Source organism: Pseudomonas sp. R3-18-08 (assembly GCF_003852065.1).
In the GTDB taxonomy this organism is placed as follows: Bacteria; Pseudomonadota; Gammaproteobacteria; order Pseudomonadales; family Pseudomonadaceae; genus Aquipseudomonas.
Window position 1 is genome coordinate 2,818,619 of record NZ_CP027729.1, and the last position, 16,553, is coordinate 2,835,171.

At 61.1% G+C, this 16,553-nt stretch carries 13 protein-coding genes; 2 read left to right on the top strand and 11 right to left on the bottom strand.

The window, feature by feature from the left end:
* Positions 1 to 51: 51 nt before the first annotated feature.
* Positions 52 to 531: a nuclear transport factor 2 family protein gene (locus tag C4J92_RS12865; protein WP_124366944.1), complete on the bottom strand. Its 480-nt coding sequence runs from the start codon at positions 529 to 531 to the stop codon at positions 52 to 54.
* A 42-nt stretch (positions 532 to 573) separates the two neighbouring features.
* Positions 574 to 1,137 carry a TetR/AcrR family transcriptional regulator gene (locus C4J92_RS12870; RefSeq protein WP_124404101.1) on the bottom strand — a complete coding sequence of 188 codons (564 nt, stop codon included), beginning with the start codon at positions 1,135 to 1,137 and terminating at the stop codon, positions 574 to 576.
* A 125-nt stretch (positions 1,138 to 1,262) separates the two neighbouring features.
* Between C4J92_RS12870 and pssA the strand changes: the two genes are divergently transcribed.
* Positions 1,263 to 2,606 (top strand): CDP-diacylglycerol--serine O-phosphatidyltransferase, encoded by a 1,344-nt coding sequence (gene pssA, locus C4J92_RS12875; RefSeq protein ID WP_124404102.1) that lies wholly within the window; start codon positions 1,263 to 1,265, stop codon positions 2,604 to 2,606.
* Between the two features lie 64 nt (positions 2,607 to 2,670).
* Here pssA and efeO (C4J92_RS12880) read toward each other — a convergent pair whose 3' ends face one another.
* Genes efeO (C4J92_RS12880) through efeU form a run of 4 tightly spaced genes read right to left on the bottom strand, consistent with a single transcriptional unit; the run spans position 2,671 to position 6,892 of the window.
* On the bottom strand, positions 2,671 to 3,489 hold the full coding sequence (efeO, locus tag C4J92_RS12880) for an iron uptake system protein EfeO (protein WP_124404103.1): 819 nt from the start codon (positions 3,487 to 3,489) through the stop codon (positions 2,671 to 2,673).
* 26 nt (positions 3,490 to 3,515) lie between these two features.
* The gene (gene efeB, locus C4J92_RS12885; protein ID WP_124404104.1) at positions 3,516 to 4,820 is read right to left on the bottom strand and encodes an iron uptake transporter deferrochelatase/peroxidase subunit; all 1,305 of its coding nucleotides are present in this window, start codon (positions 4,818 to 4,820) and stop codon (positions 3,516 to 3,518) included.
* Between the two features lie 13 nt (positions 4,821 to 4,833).
* Positions 4,834 to 6,036: an iron uptake system protein EfeO gene (gene efeO / locus C4J92_RS12890; protein WP_124404105.1), complete on the bottom strand. Its 1,203-nt coding sequence runs from the start codon at positions 6,034 to 6,036 to the stop codon at positions 4,834 to 4,836.
* Between the two features lie 10 nt (positions 6,037 to 6,046).
* Positions 6,047 to 6,892, bottom strand: a complete 846-nt coding sequence (efeU, locus tag C4J92_RS12895) for an iron uptake transporter permease EfeU (protein WP_124404106.1) — start codon at positions 6,890 to 6,892, stop codon at positions 6,047 to 6,049.
* Between the two features lie 168 nt (positions 6,893 to 7,060).
* Here efeU and C4J92_RS12900 point away from each other — a divergent pair, with 168 nt between their 5' ends.
* Positions 7,061 to 8,086, top strand: a complete 1,026-nt coding sequence (locus C4J92_RS12900) for an AraC family transcriptional regulator (RefSeq protein WP_124404107.1) — start codon at positions 7,061 to 7,063, stop codon at positions 8,084 to 8,086.
* A 682-nt stretch (positions 8,087 to 8,768) separates the two neighbouring features.
* Here the strand turns inward: C4J92_RS12900 and C4J92_RS12905 are convergent.
* The 5 genes from C4J92_RS12905 to C4J92_RS12925 all read right to left on the bottom strand — a co-directional run bounded on the left by C4J92_RS12905 (position 8,769) and on the right by C4J92_RS12925 (position 16,435).
* Positions 8,769 to 9,293: a hypothetical protein gene (locus C4J92_RS12905; protein WP_124404108.1), complete on the bottom strand. Its 525-nt coding sequence runs from the start codon at positions 9,291 to 9,293 to the stop codon at positions 8,769 to 8,771.
* 208 nt (positions 9,294 to 9,501) lie between these two features.
* Positions 9,502 to 10,917 carry an efflux transporter outer membrane subunit gene (locus C4J92_RS12910; protein WP_124362754.1) on the bottom strand — a complete coding sequence of 472 codons (1,416 nt, stop codon included), beginning with the start codon at positions 10,915 to 10,917 and terminating at the stop codon, positions 9,502 to 9,504.
* Positions 10,914 to 14,093 (bottom strand): efflux RND transporter permease subunit, encoded by a 3,180-nt coding sequence (locus tag C4J92_RS12915; protein WP_124366953.1) that lies wholly within the window; start codon positions 14,091 to 14,093, stop codon positions 10,914 to 10,916. Before C4J92_RS12915 ends, C4J92_RS12910 begins: the two co-directional genes overlap by 4 nt.
* Before the next feature lie 15 nt (positions 14,094 to 14,108).
* On the bottom strand, positions 14,109 to 15,350 hold the full coding sequence (mexE, locus tag C4J92_RS12920; RefSeq protein ID WP_124362756.1) for a multidrug efflux RND transporter periplasmic adaptor subunit MexE: 1,242 nt from the start codon (positions 15,348 to 15,350) through the stop codon (positions 14,109 to 14,111).
* Between the two features lie 209 nt (positions 15,351 to 15,559).
* Positions 15,560 to 16,435 (bottom strand): LysR family transcriptional regulator, encoded by an 876-nt coding sequence (locus C4J92_RS12925; protein WP_124404109.1) that lies wholly within the window; start codon positions 16,433 to 16,435, stop codon positions 15,560 to 15,562.
* Positions 16,436 to 16,553: the final 118 nt, after the last annotated feature.

Genomic DNA, 16,553 nt, shown 5'->3' on the forward strand with positions numbered 1-16,553 from the left:
GCGCGGAGCGTCCCGGGAGGCATTCCCACGCAGAGCGTGGGAACGATCGGGCTACAGACTTAATTCGGACAACCCCGGATGATCATCCGGACGCCGCCCCAGCGGCCAGTGGAACTTGCGTTCACTTTCCTTGATCGGCAGATCGTTGATGCAGGCAAAACGATTGGCCATCAGGCCGTTTTCGTCAAACTCCCAGTTTTCATTACCGTACGAGCGAAACCAGTTACCGGAGTCATCGTGCCATTCATAGGCATAGCGCACGGCGATGCGGTTGCCGGTGAAGGCCCATAGCTCTTTGATCAGTCGGTAATCCAGCTCTTTGGCCCATTTGCGCGTGAGGAAGCCCTTGGCCTCTTCGCGGTTATGGGCAAACTCGGCGCGGTTGCGCCACTGGGTATCCAGCGTGTACGCCAGTGACACCCGTTGCGGGTCGCGTGAGTTCCAGCCGTCTTCGGCCAGGCGCACTTTTTCGATGGCCGACTCGCGGGTAAAGGGCGGCAGTGGTGGGCGGACTTCTGGGTTAGAGGACATGCAACGGCTCCTGAAAAGTTATGAAAGTGCATCGACAGTAGTTCAAAGCCCCAATAGGGTCCGCGCCATCGCTTGCGCAGTATCGGCAGCCGTTGAATCGCCCATCACCAGGGCAACGGTAATGGCGCCATCGATCAGGATCAGCAGCTGCGCGGCCTGCCGCTTCGGGTCGGGGGTGCCATGTGCTTGACACAGTTCAAGCGCGTACTCGAACAGTTTCTGTTTGTGGGCCTTGGCCAGCAGGCGTACCGGGGCTTGCGCGTTGCCGGTTTCGCCACTGGTATTGATAAAGGCGCAGCCGCGAAAATCCGCCGAGCCGAACCAGCTTTTCAGCGCGCTGAACAGTGCCAGCAGGCGTTCGCCACTGTCTTCATGGCGCTCGACTTGCGTGCGCAGCCAGCGCATCCAGCGTTCGTCGCGGCGCTGCAGGGCGGCAATCACCAGTTCATCCTTGTTGCTGAAGTAGCGATAAATGCTTTTTCTCGAGACGCCGGCGGTTTTCACCAGCAGGTCCATGCCGGTGGCGGCGATACCGTGGCGATAAATCAACTTCTCGGTGACGTCGAGAATAATGTCGCGGGTTTCATTAAGAGTCATATCGTTCATGCCTCAGACAGTAGAACGATCGTTCTTCTTGGTCAACGGGCATTTTTCCCTGTGCGGCGACGAGACCTGAGCACCCCCATGGTGTAAGCTTTGGGCCTCTTCGGATTCGACCCATTGCGAGCCTTATGCCGTCGTTCTTCAAACGCTCCCTGTTGCCTAAACTGCGCGGTTTCCCGCTGTCCACCGATGCCATCGAGGTGCTGCCCAGCGCCGATGCCTATCGGCGTTGCCTGCTGGAGAAAATCCCCCAGGCCACTCGGCGCATCTACATCGTTGCGTTGTACTTGCAGCAGGATGAGGCGGGGCAGGAGATCTACGACGCACTGCACGCCGCCAAAGCCGCACGGCCGGAGTTGGACATCGTCGTGATGGTCGACTGGTTGCGTGCCCAGCGTGGCCTGATCGGTGCCGGCAAGCAGCCGGGCAATAGCGCCTGGTACCAAGCTATGACCCAGCGTCACGCCAGTGAAGTGCCGGTGTACGGCGTGCCGGTGCAAACCCGCGAGCTGTTCGGCGTGCTGCACCTCAAGGGGTTTGTGATCGACGACACGGTGCTTTACAGCGGCGCCAGCCTGAACAACGTGTACCTGCACAAATTCGACAAGTACCGCTTCGACCGTTATCACCTGATCCACAGCCAGGCCCTGGCCGACTCCATGCAGCACCTGGTGGAGCATGGCCTGGTCGCGTCCAAGGCGGTGCATCGCCTCGACCTGCCCAACCCGCCCACCACCCGCAGCCTGCGCAATGACATCGGCGACCTGCGCAGCCGCCTCAAGCATGCGGCGTATGACACCAGCGCCGGGCAGTTGCCCAATGGGCACTTGCAGGTCAGCCCGTTACTCGGTGTCGGCAAAAACAACCCGCTCAGCCGGGTGATCCTCGAGCTGATCGCCAGCGCCCAGCAGCAACTGACTATCTGCACGCCGTACTTCAATCTGCCGCTGCCGGTGACGCGCGAGATCAACCGGGCCCTGGCGCGCGGGGTGAAGATCGACATCATCGTCGGCGACAAGACCGCCAACGACTTCTACATTCCGCCCAGCGAACCCTTCAAGGTGATCGCGGCGTTGCCGTATCTGTATGAAATCAGCCTGCGTCGCTTTGCCAAGCGCCATCAGCCGATGATCGACAGCGGCCAGTTGAACCTGCACCTGTGGCACGACGGTGACAACAGTTACCACCTTAAAGGCTTGTGGATCGACCAGCGCTACACCCTGCTGACCGGCAACAATCTCAACCCCAGGGCGTTCCGACTCGACCTGGAAAACGCCTTGCTGATCGACGACCCCCAGGGCCAGTGGTTGGCGCCGCGTGCGCAAGAGCTTGCGCATATTTTTCAACACACCACGCGCATCGCCGGCTATCAACAGCTGCAGACGCTGGTGGATTACCCGGTGGCGGTGGGCAAGTTCCTGCGCCGGGTCAGCCGGGTGCGCATCGAGCGGTTGCTCTACCGGATTCTGTAAAACCACCAGGCAAAAAAACACCCAGGCTCCGAACGGGGCCTGGGTGTTTTTTTTGCGCGGGGGCTTAGTTCAGGCCCAACTTGCCGCGCAGCATCGACAGGTCTTCCGCCAAGGTATTGACCGGGCCCACCAAGGCCTTGCGGTCGTTATCCTTGACCTTGTCGTAGGTCTGAAAACCACCGTCCGGGGTCTTGTACTTGGCCAGGATCTTGTCCACGGTGGCAAAGTTCTTGTCGACCTTGGCCAGGAATACCTTGTCTTGTTTCTCGATCTGGCCACGGAACAGGTCAACGATTTTCTTCGCACCGTCGATGTTGCCTTGGAAGTCGTACAGGTCGGTATGGCTGTAGCGGTCTTCTTCGCCGGAAATCTTGGTAGCGGCGACTTCTTCGAGCAGTGCTGCGGCGCCGCCGACGACTTTTTCCGGTGGGAAGGTCAGGCCGTCGACCCGGGTTTTCAGGTCGAGCACGTCGCTGTTGAGCTTGTCGGTGAGGGCGTCGAGGCCCTGGGTGGTGTTTTCGGAGAACAGGCTGTATTCGATGCGGTGAAAGCCGGTGAAGTCTTCGGCCTTCACGCCTTTTTCGTGATCGTCGACCCGTGAGTCGATGGAGGCGTCGAGGTCACTGAACAGCTCGGCGATCGGCTCGATGGATTCATAATGCACGCGGGTCGGCGCATAGAGTTTCCGGGCGGTGGGCAGGTCGCCTTTTTTCACGGCGTCGGTGAAGGCCTGGGTTTGGGTGACCAATTCACCGATCTCTTCGGTGACGTAGATCTTGTAGTCCGACACCGGACCGACCAGGTCCAGCGGCGCCGTGGCGGCAAAGGCGGACAGTGGCGAAAGGGTCATCAGCAACGACAACGCGAGGGTCGACTTCTTCATGGGGCGGTATCCGCTCTGAGTGAGTTTTAGGTAGAGGCAGTGGTTTGAGGGTGCGTTGCCGCAAGCAGCGTGCGCCCGATGAAATCGTCGGGCCCCGTGACCCCCGGCAAGGTGAAGAAATAGCCGCCGCCGACCGGCTTGAGGTATTCCTCCAGGGGCTCGCCGTTGAGCCGGGTTTGCACGCTGATAAAGCCTTTCTCCAGGTCAGCCTGGTAACAGATGAACAACAGGCCCATGTCCAGCTGACCGTTTTTATTGACGCCGTTGGAGTAGTTGAACGGCCGCCGCAGGATCAGGTTGGCCTGGGTCTGCGGAGTGCGCGGGTTGGCCAGGCGGATGTGGGCATCGAGCTTGGTCAGCTTGCCTTGCGGGTCCTTGCTGTAATCAGGGACCTCGGATTCCTTGTGGCCATCCATCGGCGCGCCGGTGGGTTTGACGCGGCCGATGATGCTTTCCTGTTCCTGCAGTGGAGTACGGTCCCAGCGCTCGACGAAGTTGCGGATGATGCGCACCGCCTGGTAGCTGCCGTTGGCCGCCCAGGCCGGTTCGTCACTGCCTGGCTGCACCCACACGATCTGGTCCATGGCCTTGGCGTCGTTGGAATTGGGGTTGGCTGAACCATCGCGAAAGCCCAGGAAGTTACGCGCACTCTGCGCCGGCTCGCCGGGTTTGGCCGGCGCCTGGGGCGGTACGCTGCCTTCCTGTTTCCAGCGCACCAGCAGCAGGTCGGGCAGGTTCTTTACGATGTCGCGCAGGGCGTGGATGTTGGTGTCCGGGGTGTTGGAGCTGAACTGCAGGCTCAGGTCGCCGTGGCACTGTGAAGGTTCCAGCGCATCGTTAGGGAAGCCGACCATGCGCGTCAGGCGCTTGGGCTTGGCCGCGCCGAGGCCGAAGCGTTCATCGAACAACGACTCACCGACCGAGACCGTGATAGTGAGGTTATCCGGTGTCACCACCGGGCCGAGGATGCCGGAGTCGGTGGGCGGCAGTTTCGGGTCGACTTGCGGCACGGTGCCGCCGGTCATCAGGAAGGCGATGCGCTCGTTCAAGGTGCGGAACAGGCGCTCCAGGTCTTCACGGTCACTGGCTAACACGTCGAATGCCACGAGCATGCCGCAGGCGGGACGTGGGGTGACGATGCCGCTCTGGTGCTTGCCGAAGAACGCGTGGTGGTCCTGGGTCTTGTCACTGCGTGGCGCGGTGGTGACTTGCTCGGCGGCCGCCGCCATGGCCGGGCAGGTCAGGGTGCTACCGGCAATCGCGGCGCCGGTGGCGGCCATGCCGAGCAGGACACGGCGGCGTTGGAGGTCAAATTGTGCTGAATCACTCATGTATGCGTTCGTCTCACTGCAGGCCGGAAAGGCCAAGGGCGGGGTCGATTCCATCGAGTGCGGCGGCCAGGGCCTTGGCCTTGTCGGCGATCTGCTTGCGCTGATCGGCGTTCACGCTGTCATAGGTGGCGTAGCCGTTGTCGACCTTGAAGCCTTGGAGTTCGGCATCAAAGGCGGCGAGGGCACTGTCGACGTTGGGGAGCAGCTCGGCGGCGGACTTGGCCAACAGCGGCCGCATCAGCGCGACAACCTTGTGGGCAACCTCCAGGTTGGCGGCGAAACCGTTAAGGTCGATGTGGCTGTAGCGTTCTTCTTCACCGCTGGCGGCACGAACATCGGCCAGGCTATTGAGGTTGCGCACCACAATGCTCACCAGTTGCTCCGGCGGCAGGGATTGGGCCAGCAGTTGTTGCTTGAGCGTGCTGACGTCGTTGACCAACCGTTGCGCGACGGGCGCCAGGCCGTTGAGGCTGCGCTGTTGGAACAGGCCGTATTCCAGGCGATGGAAGCCGCTGAAGGCCGGGTCCTGTTCGCGCTTTTCAAAATAATCGGCGCGGGCGTTGATCGCGTTGTCCAGCTCGGCCAGGCGTTGCGATGCCGGCGCCAACCGTTGGTAGGCTTCGCGGGCCGGTACATACAGGGCCTGGGCCTGGGCGAGGTCGCCGGCATCGATCGCGTGTTGCAACGCGCTGACCGCCTTCACCAGTGCAGTGCCCTGGCCGCTCAGGTAAACGCGGAACTCCGACAGCGGCCCGATAAACGCCACCATCGACGGCTTGGCCTTGGCCTGGGCCTCGGATTGCGCAGTCGGCGTGACATGCAAGGTGCCGCGGGGGTTGCTCAGCAGGCCGCAGGTGATCGCGTAGTCGCCGGGCTGCAGGTTGGCATTGATCACCTGGCTCAGGCCGGGGGCAATATTTTCCCGCTCTTCGACGACCAGGACGCCATCGAGGATTTCCCATTCCACCGCGCGGTCGGAGCGGTTGATGATGCGAAAACTCGCACGCCCGGCGGGCACCGTCAGGGCGTTGGGCTCGCAAGCGTGGCCGTGGATGGTCACCGCGATCTCATTCTGGTTGGCCTGGCGCTTGCTGGCAGCCAACTGCGCGGCGTAATAGAACAGGCCACCGGCGGCGATCATCACGACCACCGAGCCGGCCACGGCCCAGCGCAGCGCGCCGGACGACGGAGCCGGTTGAGGGGTTGGGTTGGACAAGGGACGGTCCTTACTGGCTGGAGACGGAAGAAGTGGAGGTGACAGGCTTGGCCGAAGGCGACGGCAGAAAGAACATCACCAGCGCCACCACCAGGTAAATCAGATAGGCGCCGAGGGTGCTGACGGTCGGTGCTTCCTGATAACCGAACATACCGGCAAGCACTGAGCCCAGCGGGCTGTCCATGGGCAGCGCGGCGCTGAAATCGAACAGCACGGTCTGCAGGTGATTCCACACGCCCGCTTCGTGCAAGGCTTGCACCGAGTTGGCGAGAATGCCGGCCGCCACCACGAGGATGAACAGGCCGGTCCAGCGGAAGAACGCACCGAGGTTCAGGCGCATGCTGCCGGTGTAGATCAGGAAACCGACGATGATCGCCAGGATCAGGCCGAGCAGGGCGCCGATAGGTGCACCCGGGCCCTCGCTCTGCTGGAACACGGCGAGCAGAAAGAACACCGTTTCCAGCCCTTCGCGGGCCACGGCGAAGAACACCATGGCGATCAGCGCGAAGACTTGATGCCGCGAGCCGGCCAATGCGTGGTCGAGGGATGCATGCAGCGAATGTTTGATCGAGCGCGCCACCTTGCGCATCCAGAACACCATGGAACTGAGAATGCCCACCGCGACCAGTCCGACGATGCCTTCGAACAATTCCTGCTGTTTCTGCGGGAATTCGGCACTGACCAGTTCCAGCCCGCCGCCCACCAGCAACGCCAGCGCCGCCGCAAGAAACACACCGATCCATACAGCGGGCATCCATTGACCGCGCCCGGTCTGTTGCAGGTAGCTGGCGATGATGCCGACGATCAACGCCGCTTCAATGCCTTCGCGCAGCATGATTAAAAAAGGAACGAGCATCGGGCACCAGGGCGTAACTAGATAGGAGGCTAAGTTGTAACATAATGATACTCATTGCCAAACAAGAAATATTGACCTTTGCTGAACGTGGGCTGAACGGTGGTGGCGAAGCGCAACCGCCCTTATCATGCAGGCCACCCGAACCGCAGCCGGATTGCCCAACAGCCCATGTCGGAAAAAGACACCATCTCCATCCACCTCGTGCGCGAAGCCCTGCTGCAGAGCTGTGCGCCGGGCGCAGCCACCGTCGAGGCGTTGAGCAAAGTCGGGATTGACCCGGTGCTGCTGGAACAGCCCGGCGCACGCGTGGTCGCCACCGCTTATGCGCGCTTGTGGCGTTTGCTCGCACGGCGCAGTGATGACGAGTTTTTTGGCATGGACCCGCGCAAGCTCAAATCCGGCAGCCTGGCGTTCCTCTGTCGTGCCTCTATGGCACAACCGAGCCTGGTGGCCGGCCTGGAAACCGGCCTGGATTTTCTTTCACTGATGTTTGAACGCCTGCCTGCCCAGTTGGTGCGCCAACAAAGCCTGGCGGAAATCGTGTTGCTCGAACCGGAGCCCGAGCCCAAGCGCGCGTTCACCTATTTCACTTACTGGATGATCGTCCACGGCGTCGCCTGCTGGCTGGCGGGGCGGCGCATCCCGATTCTGGCCATCGAGTTGCGCTGCGCACGGCCGGACTTTTGTGATGATTACCAGGTGATGTTTTCCGACAACCTGCGCTTTGATCGGCCACGCACCCGCATGATCTTTTCCGCCGAGTGCCTGGACCTGCCGATCAAACGAACCCCGCAGGAACTGCAACGTTTCCTCAGCCAGGCCCCGGCGAATATCCTGGTCAAATACCGCGACCCGCAAAGCCTCGCCAGCCGCATCAAGCATGACCTGCGCCACATGCCCCCACACACCTGGCCGGAGACCGACGGCCTTGCCGCCACCCTGTGCATCTCCGCGTCCACCCTGCGCCGCCGCCTGGCGGAAGAAGGCCAGACCTACCAAGGCCTCAAGGACAGCGTGCGCAAGGAGCTGGCGATTGTGTGGCTGGCTGAGCCTCAGATCAGCTTCGCCCAGATTGCCGAGCGGTTGGGGTTTGCCGATACGAGTTCGTTTTATAAGGCGTTTCGTAAGTGGAGCGGGTCGAATCCGGGGCATTATCGGAGTTTGATTTTGAATGAAGCAACGCCGCACACGTAGCGCTGGTGCGGGACTAGGAAAGAACTGACTAATTCCTACTCTTTGGTATGACAGACCGGTCCTTCTTGTTTTTAGGATGTGACTGGCATACTTGGAACAACAAATCGTGCACCGTTTTAACCACGGTCTTACTTGGTGGTGGTGTGTGGCCTCATGCTTGCTGTGACTGAGCGAAACCAACGTTGGGTAAACCGTACATGTTGAGTGATTAATCAATCCACGTAGGGTGAGCTTATGAACCGTTTCGTTACGTATCCTTTTGCAGCACTGATGTTGTTGTCCTTTCAGGCTTCTGCACTCTGCTTGAATATTTCCGAGAGTTTCACTGGAGTGATAGGGCCTGGCGATCAGGCTATCGCTCACGGCCCTTTCAATATAACAGGAGCAAATGGCTGCTCTAGCGCGAATATAGATGCAATGGTTTTCGCTGGAGGCGCAGGAAGAGGACCGCAGATTTTTATTGATCAAGAGGTAGGCGGTTCCTGGAAAACGGTGGGCGGTAACTCTTTGTCAACCAACGCGTCCTGGCTAGGGCCCTTGGGGACCTATCGAGTGAGACTTTACAATCCCGATGAGGCATCGAAACCCTATTCGGGCACCGTAAGATATGGTCGCTGAGGCTTAGATGGATCAAGTGTGCCAAAGGACTGGCACACTTGGACTGGCGCTTGCTGGGCCAGAATCAGGCGCGTTCCTCCACCGAAAGATCGGGTCTTGACGAGTTCGCGAAATACGCCAGCGCGTTGATTGCACGGTTTGCGTCCACCATACCTTGTATATATTCAGGGATGCCTTGCGAGCGGCCGACACCCGGGTTGCTCTTAACAAACGCAAGGTAGTCATCCAGCTTTTCATCGAACAAGGCGATCGCATTGAATTTCACGTGTGTATCGGTTTGATGGCCGTCGGCGTCAAATGCGCCGTCTCCTAAGGTAAACATACTAAAGGCGCTGGCATCAATGATATCGCTCTCGTACAACCGCCTCCCCACCTTCTTCAGTTCATCGGTACTGATAGACGTCATATCGTATTTCTTCAAAAACTCTTTCAGTTCTGCAAGTTCGCCTTGGTGCCTTATTTTGAGTTCGTCAGCGGCTGTAGTCGCGTTGGTTATGGTGAACGAGTTTGTAGTCTTTTCTGGATTCTTGATTACAAACGCATTCTCCTGCTTGGAAAGCGTGTTAGGCAGTATCACCCTCATGTCCATGCTAGTGTCCTCGTAGGATTAACGGTACATCCTGTTATCGACTCATCGAGGCTAATATTTAATTCGTTTGGATATTTGGGAAGTGTCTTACAGATAAGTATTACTAACAGTTCAAGTCAGTTCTTGATGTCAAAAAAAAGCCCCGCAACCGAATGGATCGCAGGGCTAAAAATTGGCTGGATGCGACCAACCAAAGGAGCTCTTTACATCACTTGGCGGTAGCGACCACCGTGTCCGGCTGCCAGCCACCTCCCAGCGCCTTGTAGATCGCAACGATGCCGCGATACAGATCCACTTCGGCCTGGGCCTGGGAGTCTTCGGCGGCCAGGCGTTCGCGTTGGGCGTCGAGCAGGACCAGGAAGTCCACGGTGCCTTCGCGGTAGCGGATTGCGGCCAGGTCGGCGGCGGCGCGGCTGGATTCGCTTTGGCGGATCAGCGAGACCAGGCGTTGCTGACGCTTGCCGTAGTCACTGAAGGCGTTTTCGGATTCTTCCAGGGCCAACAGCACTTGCTGTTCGTAGTTCGCCAGGGCGCCGTCGGCTTCGGCGTCCGCGCCGCGCAAGCGGGCGCGTACGCTGCCCAGGTCGAAGGCGGCCCAGGTGATGCTCGGGCCCAGGGCCCAGGCATTGGCGGCGGACGAGCCGATCTGCGAGCCGCGCCCGGCGGTGAAGCCGAGGAAGCCGCTGAGGCTGACCCGTGGGAACAGGTCGGCCTTGGCCACGCCGATGCGTGCGGTGGCGGCCGCCAGTTTGCGTTCGGCGCTGAGGATGTCCGGGCGCCGTTGCAGCAGTTGCCCTGGGTCGCCGATCGGCAATGCCTTGGCAATCGCCGGCAGGTCTTTCGGGCTCAGGTCCACGCTGAGTTTGTCGGGACGCTGGCCGAGGAGGGTGGCGATGCGGTTACGCTCGCGCACTTGCTCGGCCTGCAGTTGCGGCACGCTGGCTTCCACCGACGCAAGGCGCGCATCGGCGCGTTCCACGTCGAGTTGGTCGCCCACGCCGGCATCGCGCAGGCTGACGGTGATGCCGCGGGAGTCCTGCTGGTTTTTCAGGTTGTCCAGGGCAATGCGCTCACGCAGTTGCGCGCCACGCAGTTGGCCGTAGGCATCCACCAGTTCAGCGATCATGGTGACTTGCAGCTGGTACAAGTCAGCCTCGGCGGCCTGCTGGTCGGCGTCGGTGGCTTCCAGGTTGCGCTGGATGCGACCGAACAGGTCCAGTTCCCAGGCCATGTCCAGGCCGAGGTCGTAGCGCTCGGTCTTGACGCGGCGGGTGGTCTGGCCGGGAATCTGGCCCTTGCCCTGGTCACTGCTGACGCGGCTGGTGATGGTCGGCATAGCGTCGTTGCTGGCGTCATCGCGGATCGCACGGGACGCACGCAGACGGGCAAAGGCGACGCGCAGGTCGCGGTTGCCCTGCAGCGACTGGGTGACCAATTGGTTGAGGGTCGGGTCCTCGAACTGCTGCCACCAGATGCCTTCGAACCTGGCATGGTCATATTGCTTGGCATCGGCGGCGGCCGTGATGTTGGCCGCTTCCGGGGTCTGGGCTTTGTAGTCCGGGCCCACGGCACAGGCGCTCAGCGCCAGTACCAGCAAGCTCGGCAGGAATACTTTCACGCTCATTGCTGTGTCTCCAGCTTCAAGGCCTTGGCCGCTTTGCGTGCTTCGCTGCGCTCCACATAGCGACGGATCAGTACGTAGAACACCGGCGTCAGCAACAGACCGAAGAAGGTCACCCCGATCATCCCGGAGAACACCGCCACGCCCATGGCATGCCGCATCTCGGCACCGGCACCGCTGGACAACACCAGTGGCACCACACCCATGATGAAGGCGAATGAGGTCATCAGGATCGGCCGCAGACGCAAGCGGCAGGCTTCCAGTACCGCAGCGAGCGGGTCGAGGCCTTCCTGCTGTTTATCCTTGGCGAACTCGACGATCAGGATCGCGTTCTTGCAGGCCAGGCCCACCAGTACGATCAGGCCGATCTGGGTGAAGATGTTGTTGTCGCCGCCGGAGATGATCACCCCGGTGATGGCCGACAGCAGCGTCATCGGTACGATCAGGATCACCGCCAATGGCAGGCTCCAGCTTTCGTATTGGGCGGCCAGTACCAGGAACGCCAGCAGTACGCAGAGCGGGAACACAAACAGCGCGGTGTTGCCCGAGAGGATTTGCTGATAAGTCAGGTCGGTCCACTCGTAGGTCATGCCGTTGGGCAGTTCATCCTTGAGCAATTTCTCAATCGCGGCCTGGGCCTGGCCGGAGCTGTAGCCCGGTGCGGCGTTGCCGTTGATTTCAGCGGTGATAAAGCCGTTGTAGTGCATCACGCGGTCCGGGCCCGAGGTGTCGCTGACCTTGATGAAGGTCGCCAGCGGGATCATCTCGCCTTTGTTGTTACGCACTTTCAGCTGGCCGATCTGGTCGGAGTCCTGGCGGAACTGTTGCTCGGCCTGCACGTTGACCTGGTAGGTGCGCCCGAAGCGGTTGAAGTCGTTGGCGTACAACGAACCCAGGTAGACCTGCAGCGTGTCGAAAATGTCGCTGATCGCCACGCCGTGGGTCTTGGCCTTTTCACGGTCGATGGCGGCATCGACCTGCGGCACGTTGACCGTGTAGCTGGTGAACAGGCCGAACAGCTCAGGCACGCCGTGGCTCTTGGTGATGACGTTCTGCACTTCTTTGTACAGCTCGTCATAGCCGAGGTTGCCACGGTCTTCGATCTGCAGGCGGAACCCGCCGATCGTGCCCAGGCCTTGCACCGGCGGCGGCGGGAAGATCGCCATATAGGCTTCTTCGATACTGGCGTACTGGCCGTTCAGCGCACCGGCAATCGCACCCGCCGACATGCTTGCGTCTTTACGCTCGTCGAACGGTTTCAGGGTGACGAACACGATGCCGCTGTTCGGGCTGTTGGTGAAACCGTTGATCGACAGGCCAGGAAACGCAATCGCGCTTTCCACGCCGGGTTGCTTCAGGGCGATGTCCGACATGCGCTTCATCACGCTTTCGGTACGGTCCAGGCTCGCGGCGTCGGGCAGTTGGGCGAAGGCCACCAGGTATTGCTTATCCTGGGCCGGTACGAAACCGGTCGGCGTGTGGGCAAACCCGAAGAATGTCAGCACCATCAGGCCGGCGTACACGAACAGGGCGATACCCGTGCCGCGAATCACCCGGCGCACGGTACCGACGTAGCCATGGCTGGCCTTTTCGAAAAAGCGGTTGAAGGGACGGAACAGCCAGCCGCCGAAGAGCTTGTCGAGGAACCTGGAGAAACGATCCTTCGGTGCGTCATGGGCGCGCAGTAACACGGCCGCCAGGGCAGGGGACAGCGTCAACGAGTTGAATGCCGAGATTACCGTCGAGATGGCAATGGTCAAGGCAAACTGTTTGTAGAACTGCCCGGTCAAGCCACTGATAAAGGCGGCCGGAATGAACACCGCACACAGCACCAGCGCCGTGGCGACGATCGGGCCGGTCACTTCACGCATGGCTTTTTCGGTGGCCGGGAACGGCTCCAGGCCCAGTTCGATATTACGTTCGACGTTCTCCACCACCACGATGGCGTCGTCCACCACGATGCCGATGGCCAGTACCAAACCGAACAGCGACAAGGCATTGAGTGAGAAGCCGAACAGGTGCATCACCGCAAACGTACCGATCAACGATACCGGTACCGCCACCAATGGAATGATCGAGGCGCGCCAGGTCTGCAGGAACAGGATCACCACCAGCACCACGAGGATCAGCGCTTCGAACAGGGTGTGCACCACCGCTTCGATGGAGCCGCGTACAAAGATCGTCGGGTCATAGGCGATGCGGTAATCCATGCCGGCCGGGAAGCCCTTTTTCAGCTCGGCCATCTTGGCGCGCACATCGTTGGAGATATCGATGGCGTTGGAGCCTGGCCGCTGGAAAATCGGAATCGCGACGGCAGGCTGGTTATCGATCAGCGAGCGCAGCGCGTATTGGCTGGAGCCCAGCTCGACCCGGGCGATGTCCTTCAGGCGGGTGATCTCACCGTTGGCGCCGGCGCGAATCACAATGTTCTCGAACTCTTCCTCGGTGACCAGGCGGCCCTGGGTATTCACTGACAACTGGAAGCTGGTATCACTCGGCGCCGGCTGGGCGCCCAGGGCACCGGCGGCCACCTGGCGGTTCTGTTCGCGGATCGCGTTGACCACATCGGTCGCGGTCAGGTTGCGCGAAGCGGTCTTGTTCGGGTCCAGCCACACGCGCAGCGAGTAGTCGCCCATGCCGAACAACTGCACGTCGCCGACGCCGCCCAGGCGGGCCAGCTCATCCTTGATATTGAGGATCGCGTAGTTGGACAGGTACAGCATGTCGTAACGCTGATCCGGGGAGGTCAAGTGCACCACCATGGTCAGGTCGGGAGAGGCCTTGTCCACGGTGATACCGATGCGTGTCACTTCCTCAGGCAGTTTTGGCTGAGTCCGCGTCACCCGGTTTTGCACCTGCACCTGCGCGTTGTCCAGGTCGGTGCCCAGGGCGAAGGTGATGGTCAGGGTCAGCTTGCCGTCGGCGGTCGACTGCGAGGACATGTACAACATGTTCTCGACGCCGGTAATGGCTTGCTCCAGCGGAGCCGCCACGGTTTCGCCGATGACTTTAGGGTTGGCACCGGGGAAGTTGGCGCGTACCACCACGGTCGGCGGTACCACTTCCGGGTATTCGCTGATGGGCAGTTGGAACAGCGAGATTGCACCGGCGATCAGGATCAACAGCGACAGCACCGCTGCGAAGATCGGCCGCGAAATGAAGAACTTGGAAAAATTCATCTTGAGTCGTATCCCTTAACCGCGTGGAGTCGCGCTGCTGGCGAGCTTGGGCGCGGGTTTTTCCGGCGCCACTTGCTCCAGGTTGCTGGCTTCAAGCGCTTGTCGTTGTTGGGCCAAGGCGGCGAGGGTTTCCTGGCTGGCCATCGGAATGGTTTCCGGTGCGACCGGCGAACCTGGGCGTGCGCGCTGCAGGCCCTTGACGATAATGGTGTCGTCCTTGTTCAAGCCGCTGCGCACGATGCGCAAACCTTCGATCTTCGGCCCCAGTTCGACGGCTCGATAGGCGGGCTTGTCGCCCTCCATCACCAGCACGAACTTCTTGCCCAGGTCGGTGCCCACGGCTTCGTCGTTGATCAGCACGGCGGAGTAGGTGCCGCTGCCCACCAGCTTCAAGCGCGCATACAGGCCAGGGGTGTATTCGCCCTTGCTGTTATCGAACACCGCGCGCCCACGGATGGTGCCGGTAGCCGGGTTGACCTGGTTGTCGACGAAGTTCATCTGGCCCAGGTGCGGGTTGCCGGTTTCATTCGACAGGCCCAGGTATACCGGGGTGGTCGCGCCGCGACGGCCTTGGCGGGCCAGCTCGGTGTACTTGAGGAACACCCGTTCATCGGCGTCGAAGTAGGCGTAGACCTTGTCGGTGGAGACCACGCTGGTCAGCGCGGTGGTGTCGGCGGTCACCAGGTTGCCGGCGGTGATCTCGGCACGGCTGACGCGGCCGCTGATCGGCGACGTGACGCGGGTGAAGCTCAGGTTCAACTTGGCCAGGTCCAACTGCGCCTGGATCCCGGCAACAGCGGCGCGGGCTTCCTGGGCGGCGGTGGTGCGCGAGTCGGCCAGTTCGGCGGAGATCGCATTGCTCTGGCGCAGGCGGTCGCCGCGTTGCGCTTCGTTATCGCTGCGGGTGGCGGCGGCCTTGGTTTGCGCAAGCTGGGCTTCGAGGCGGCGTACCTCGGCCTGGAACGGACGTGGATCGATCTGGAACAGCAGGTCGCCTTTCTTGACCAAAGCGCCTTCGGTGAAAGCGACTTGGTCAATCTGGCCCGACACGCGTGGACGAATCTGTACGGTTTCCGGTGCTTCCAGGCGCCCGGTGAATTCATCCCACTCGTTGACCGGCTGCTCGAGTACCTTGGCCACGCTGACTTTCGCCGCTGGCATGGCGGCCGCTTGGTCCGGGGTCTTGCCGCACGCGCTCATCACCACCACGGCCAGGATCGCCAGGGGGAAGCGCAAATGTTTGAGTGACTGTTCCATGAGGTGCATCCGCCAATGTATTGAGATGGGCGGATCATGCGCGGGGAGACGGTATGTCACGAATCGAATGAAGCAAAGGTAACTATCATTCGGAATGATATAAGCGCGCGGACAGCCCTCTAGCATGGGGGTTTCGTTAGGGTGCTATCAATGCGCGTGATGGCAATAGTCTGTTGCGCAGGCTGCAAGAGACTCGCGCGAGAGCGCCGTTATCCCTTCAACACCAACGACATGCCCGGATAGTGGGCGCAGATGAACTCAACAAACGCGCGAACCTTCGGCGCCGCAAGGCGCCGGGAAGTGTGCAGCACCCACAGCGCGGGTTCCATTCCGTGCACCGTACCCCACTGGACCAACTCGCCACGGGCAAGCTGGCTCCCTGCAATGGACTGTGGAATCAGGGCGGCGCCCGCACCGGCCACAGCCGCATCCCGCACCATCAGTAATGAAGAGAACCGTAGCTTCGGGTTGGGTTCCAGCACCAGCTCCCCGCCATCGAGATGCCAGTGGGTGGGCTCGAAACTCGACGTCACGATAGCGGCAACGGGCCGGACCGCGCCGGGCAGCGGCTTGACCACCGCCGGTGCCGCCACCACGATCAGTCGGTCTTTGGCGAAGCAGCGGCCAACCAGGCTGCTGTCCGGGCTGGGGTTGATGCGGATGGCAACGTCAAAGCGTTCCTCTACAAGGTCAACCAGGCGGTCCTCGGCGACGACTTCGATCTCCACTTCTGGGTAGGCGGCGCAGAACTCGGCGCCAATGCGCCCCATCGCAAGCTGCGAGAACAAAACCGGGGCAGCCACGCGCAAGCGTCCGCGCGGTGTCGAGATGCCCTCACGGGCCGCCTTCAAGGCTTCGATCACCTCGCCCAGCGGACCTTCCGTGCGTGTCATCAGCACCTCCCCGGCTTCGGTGAGTTTAAGGCCGCGTGCACTGCGCTCGATCAGCCTGACGCCCAGTTGCTCTTCCAGGTCAGCGATGCGGCGCGACAAGGTCGCCTTGGCTATACCGCTCGCACGGCTGGCCTTTCCGAGCCCTTCATTGGTGGCGACGAGGGCAAAATCGATCAGCGCGTTCAGGTTCATGGTGTTCCACATTTGAAACGAAGTGTCTGGATTTTGGTGTCTGTGCTCCGCCTGCGCAACAGCATATCGTTGAACACATCGCAGCGAGCGTTGCGGATTTCACTCACTAACTTATCTA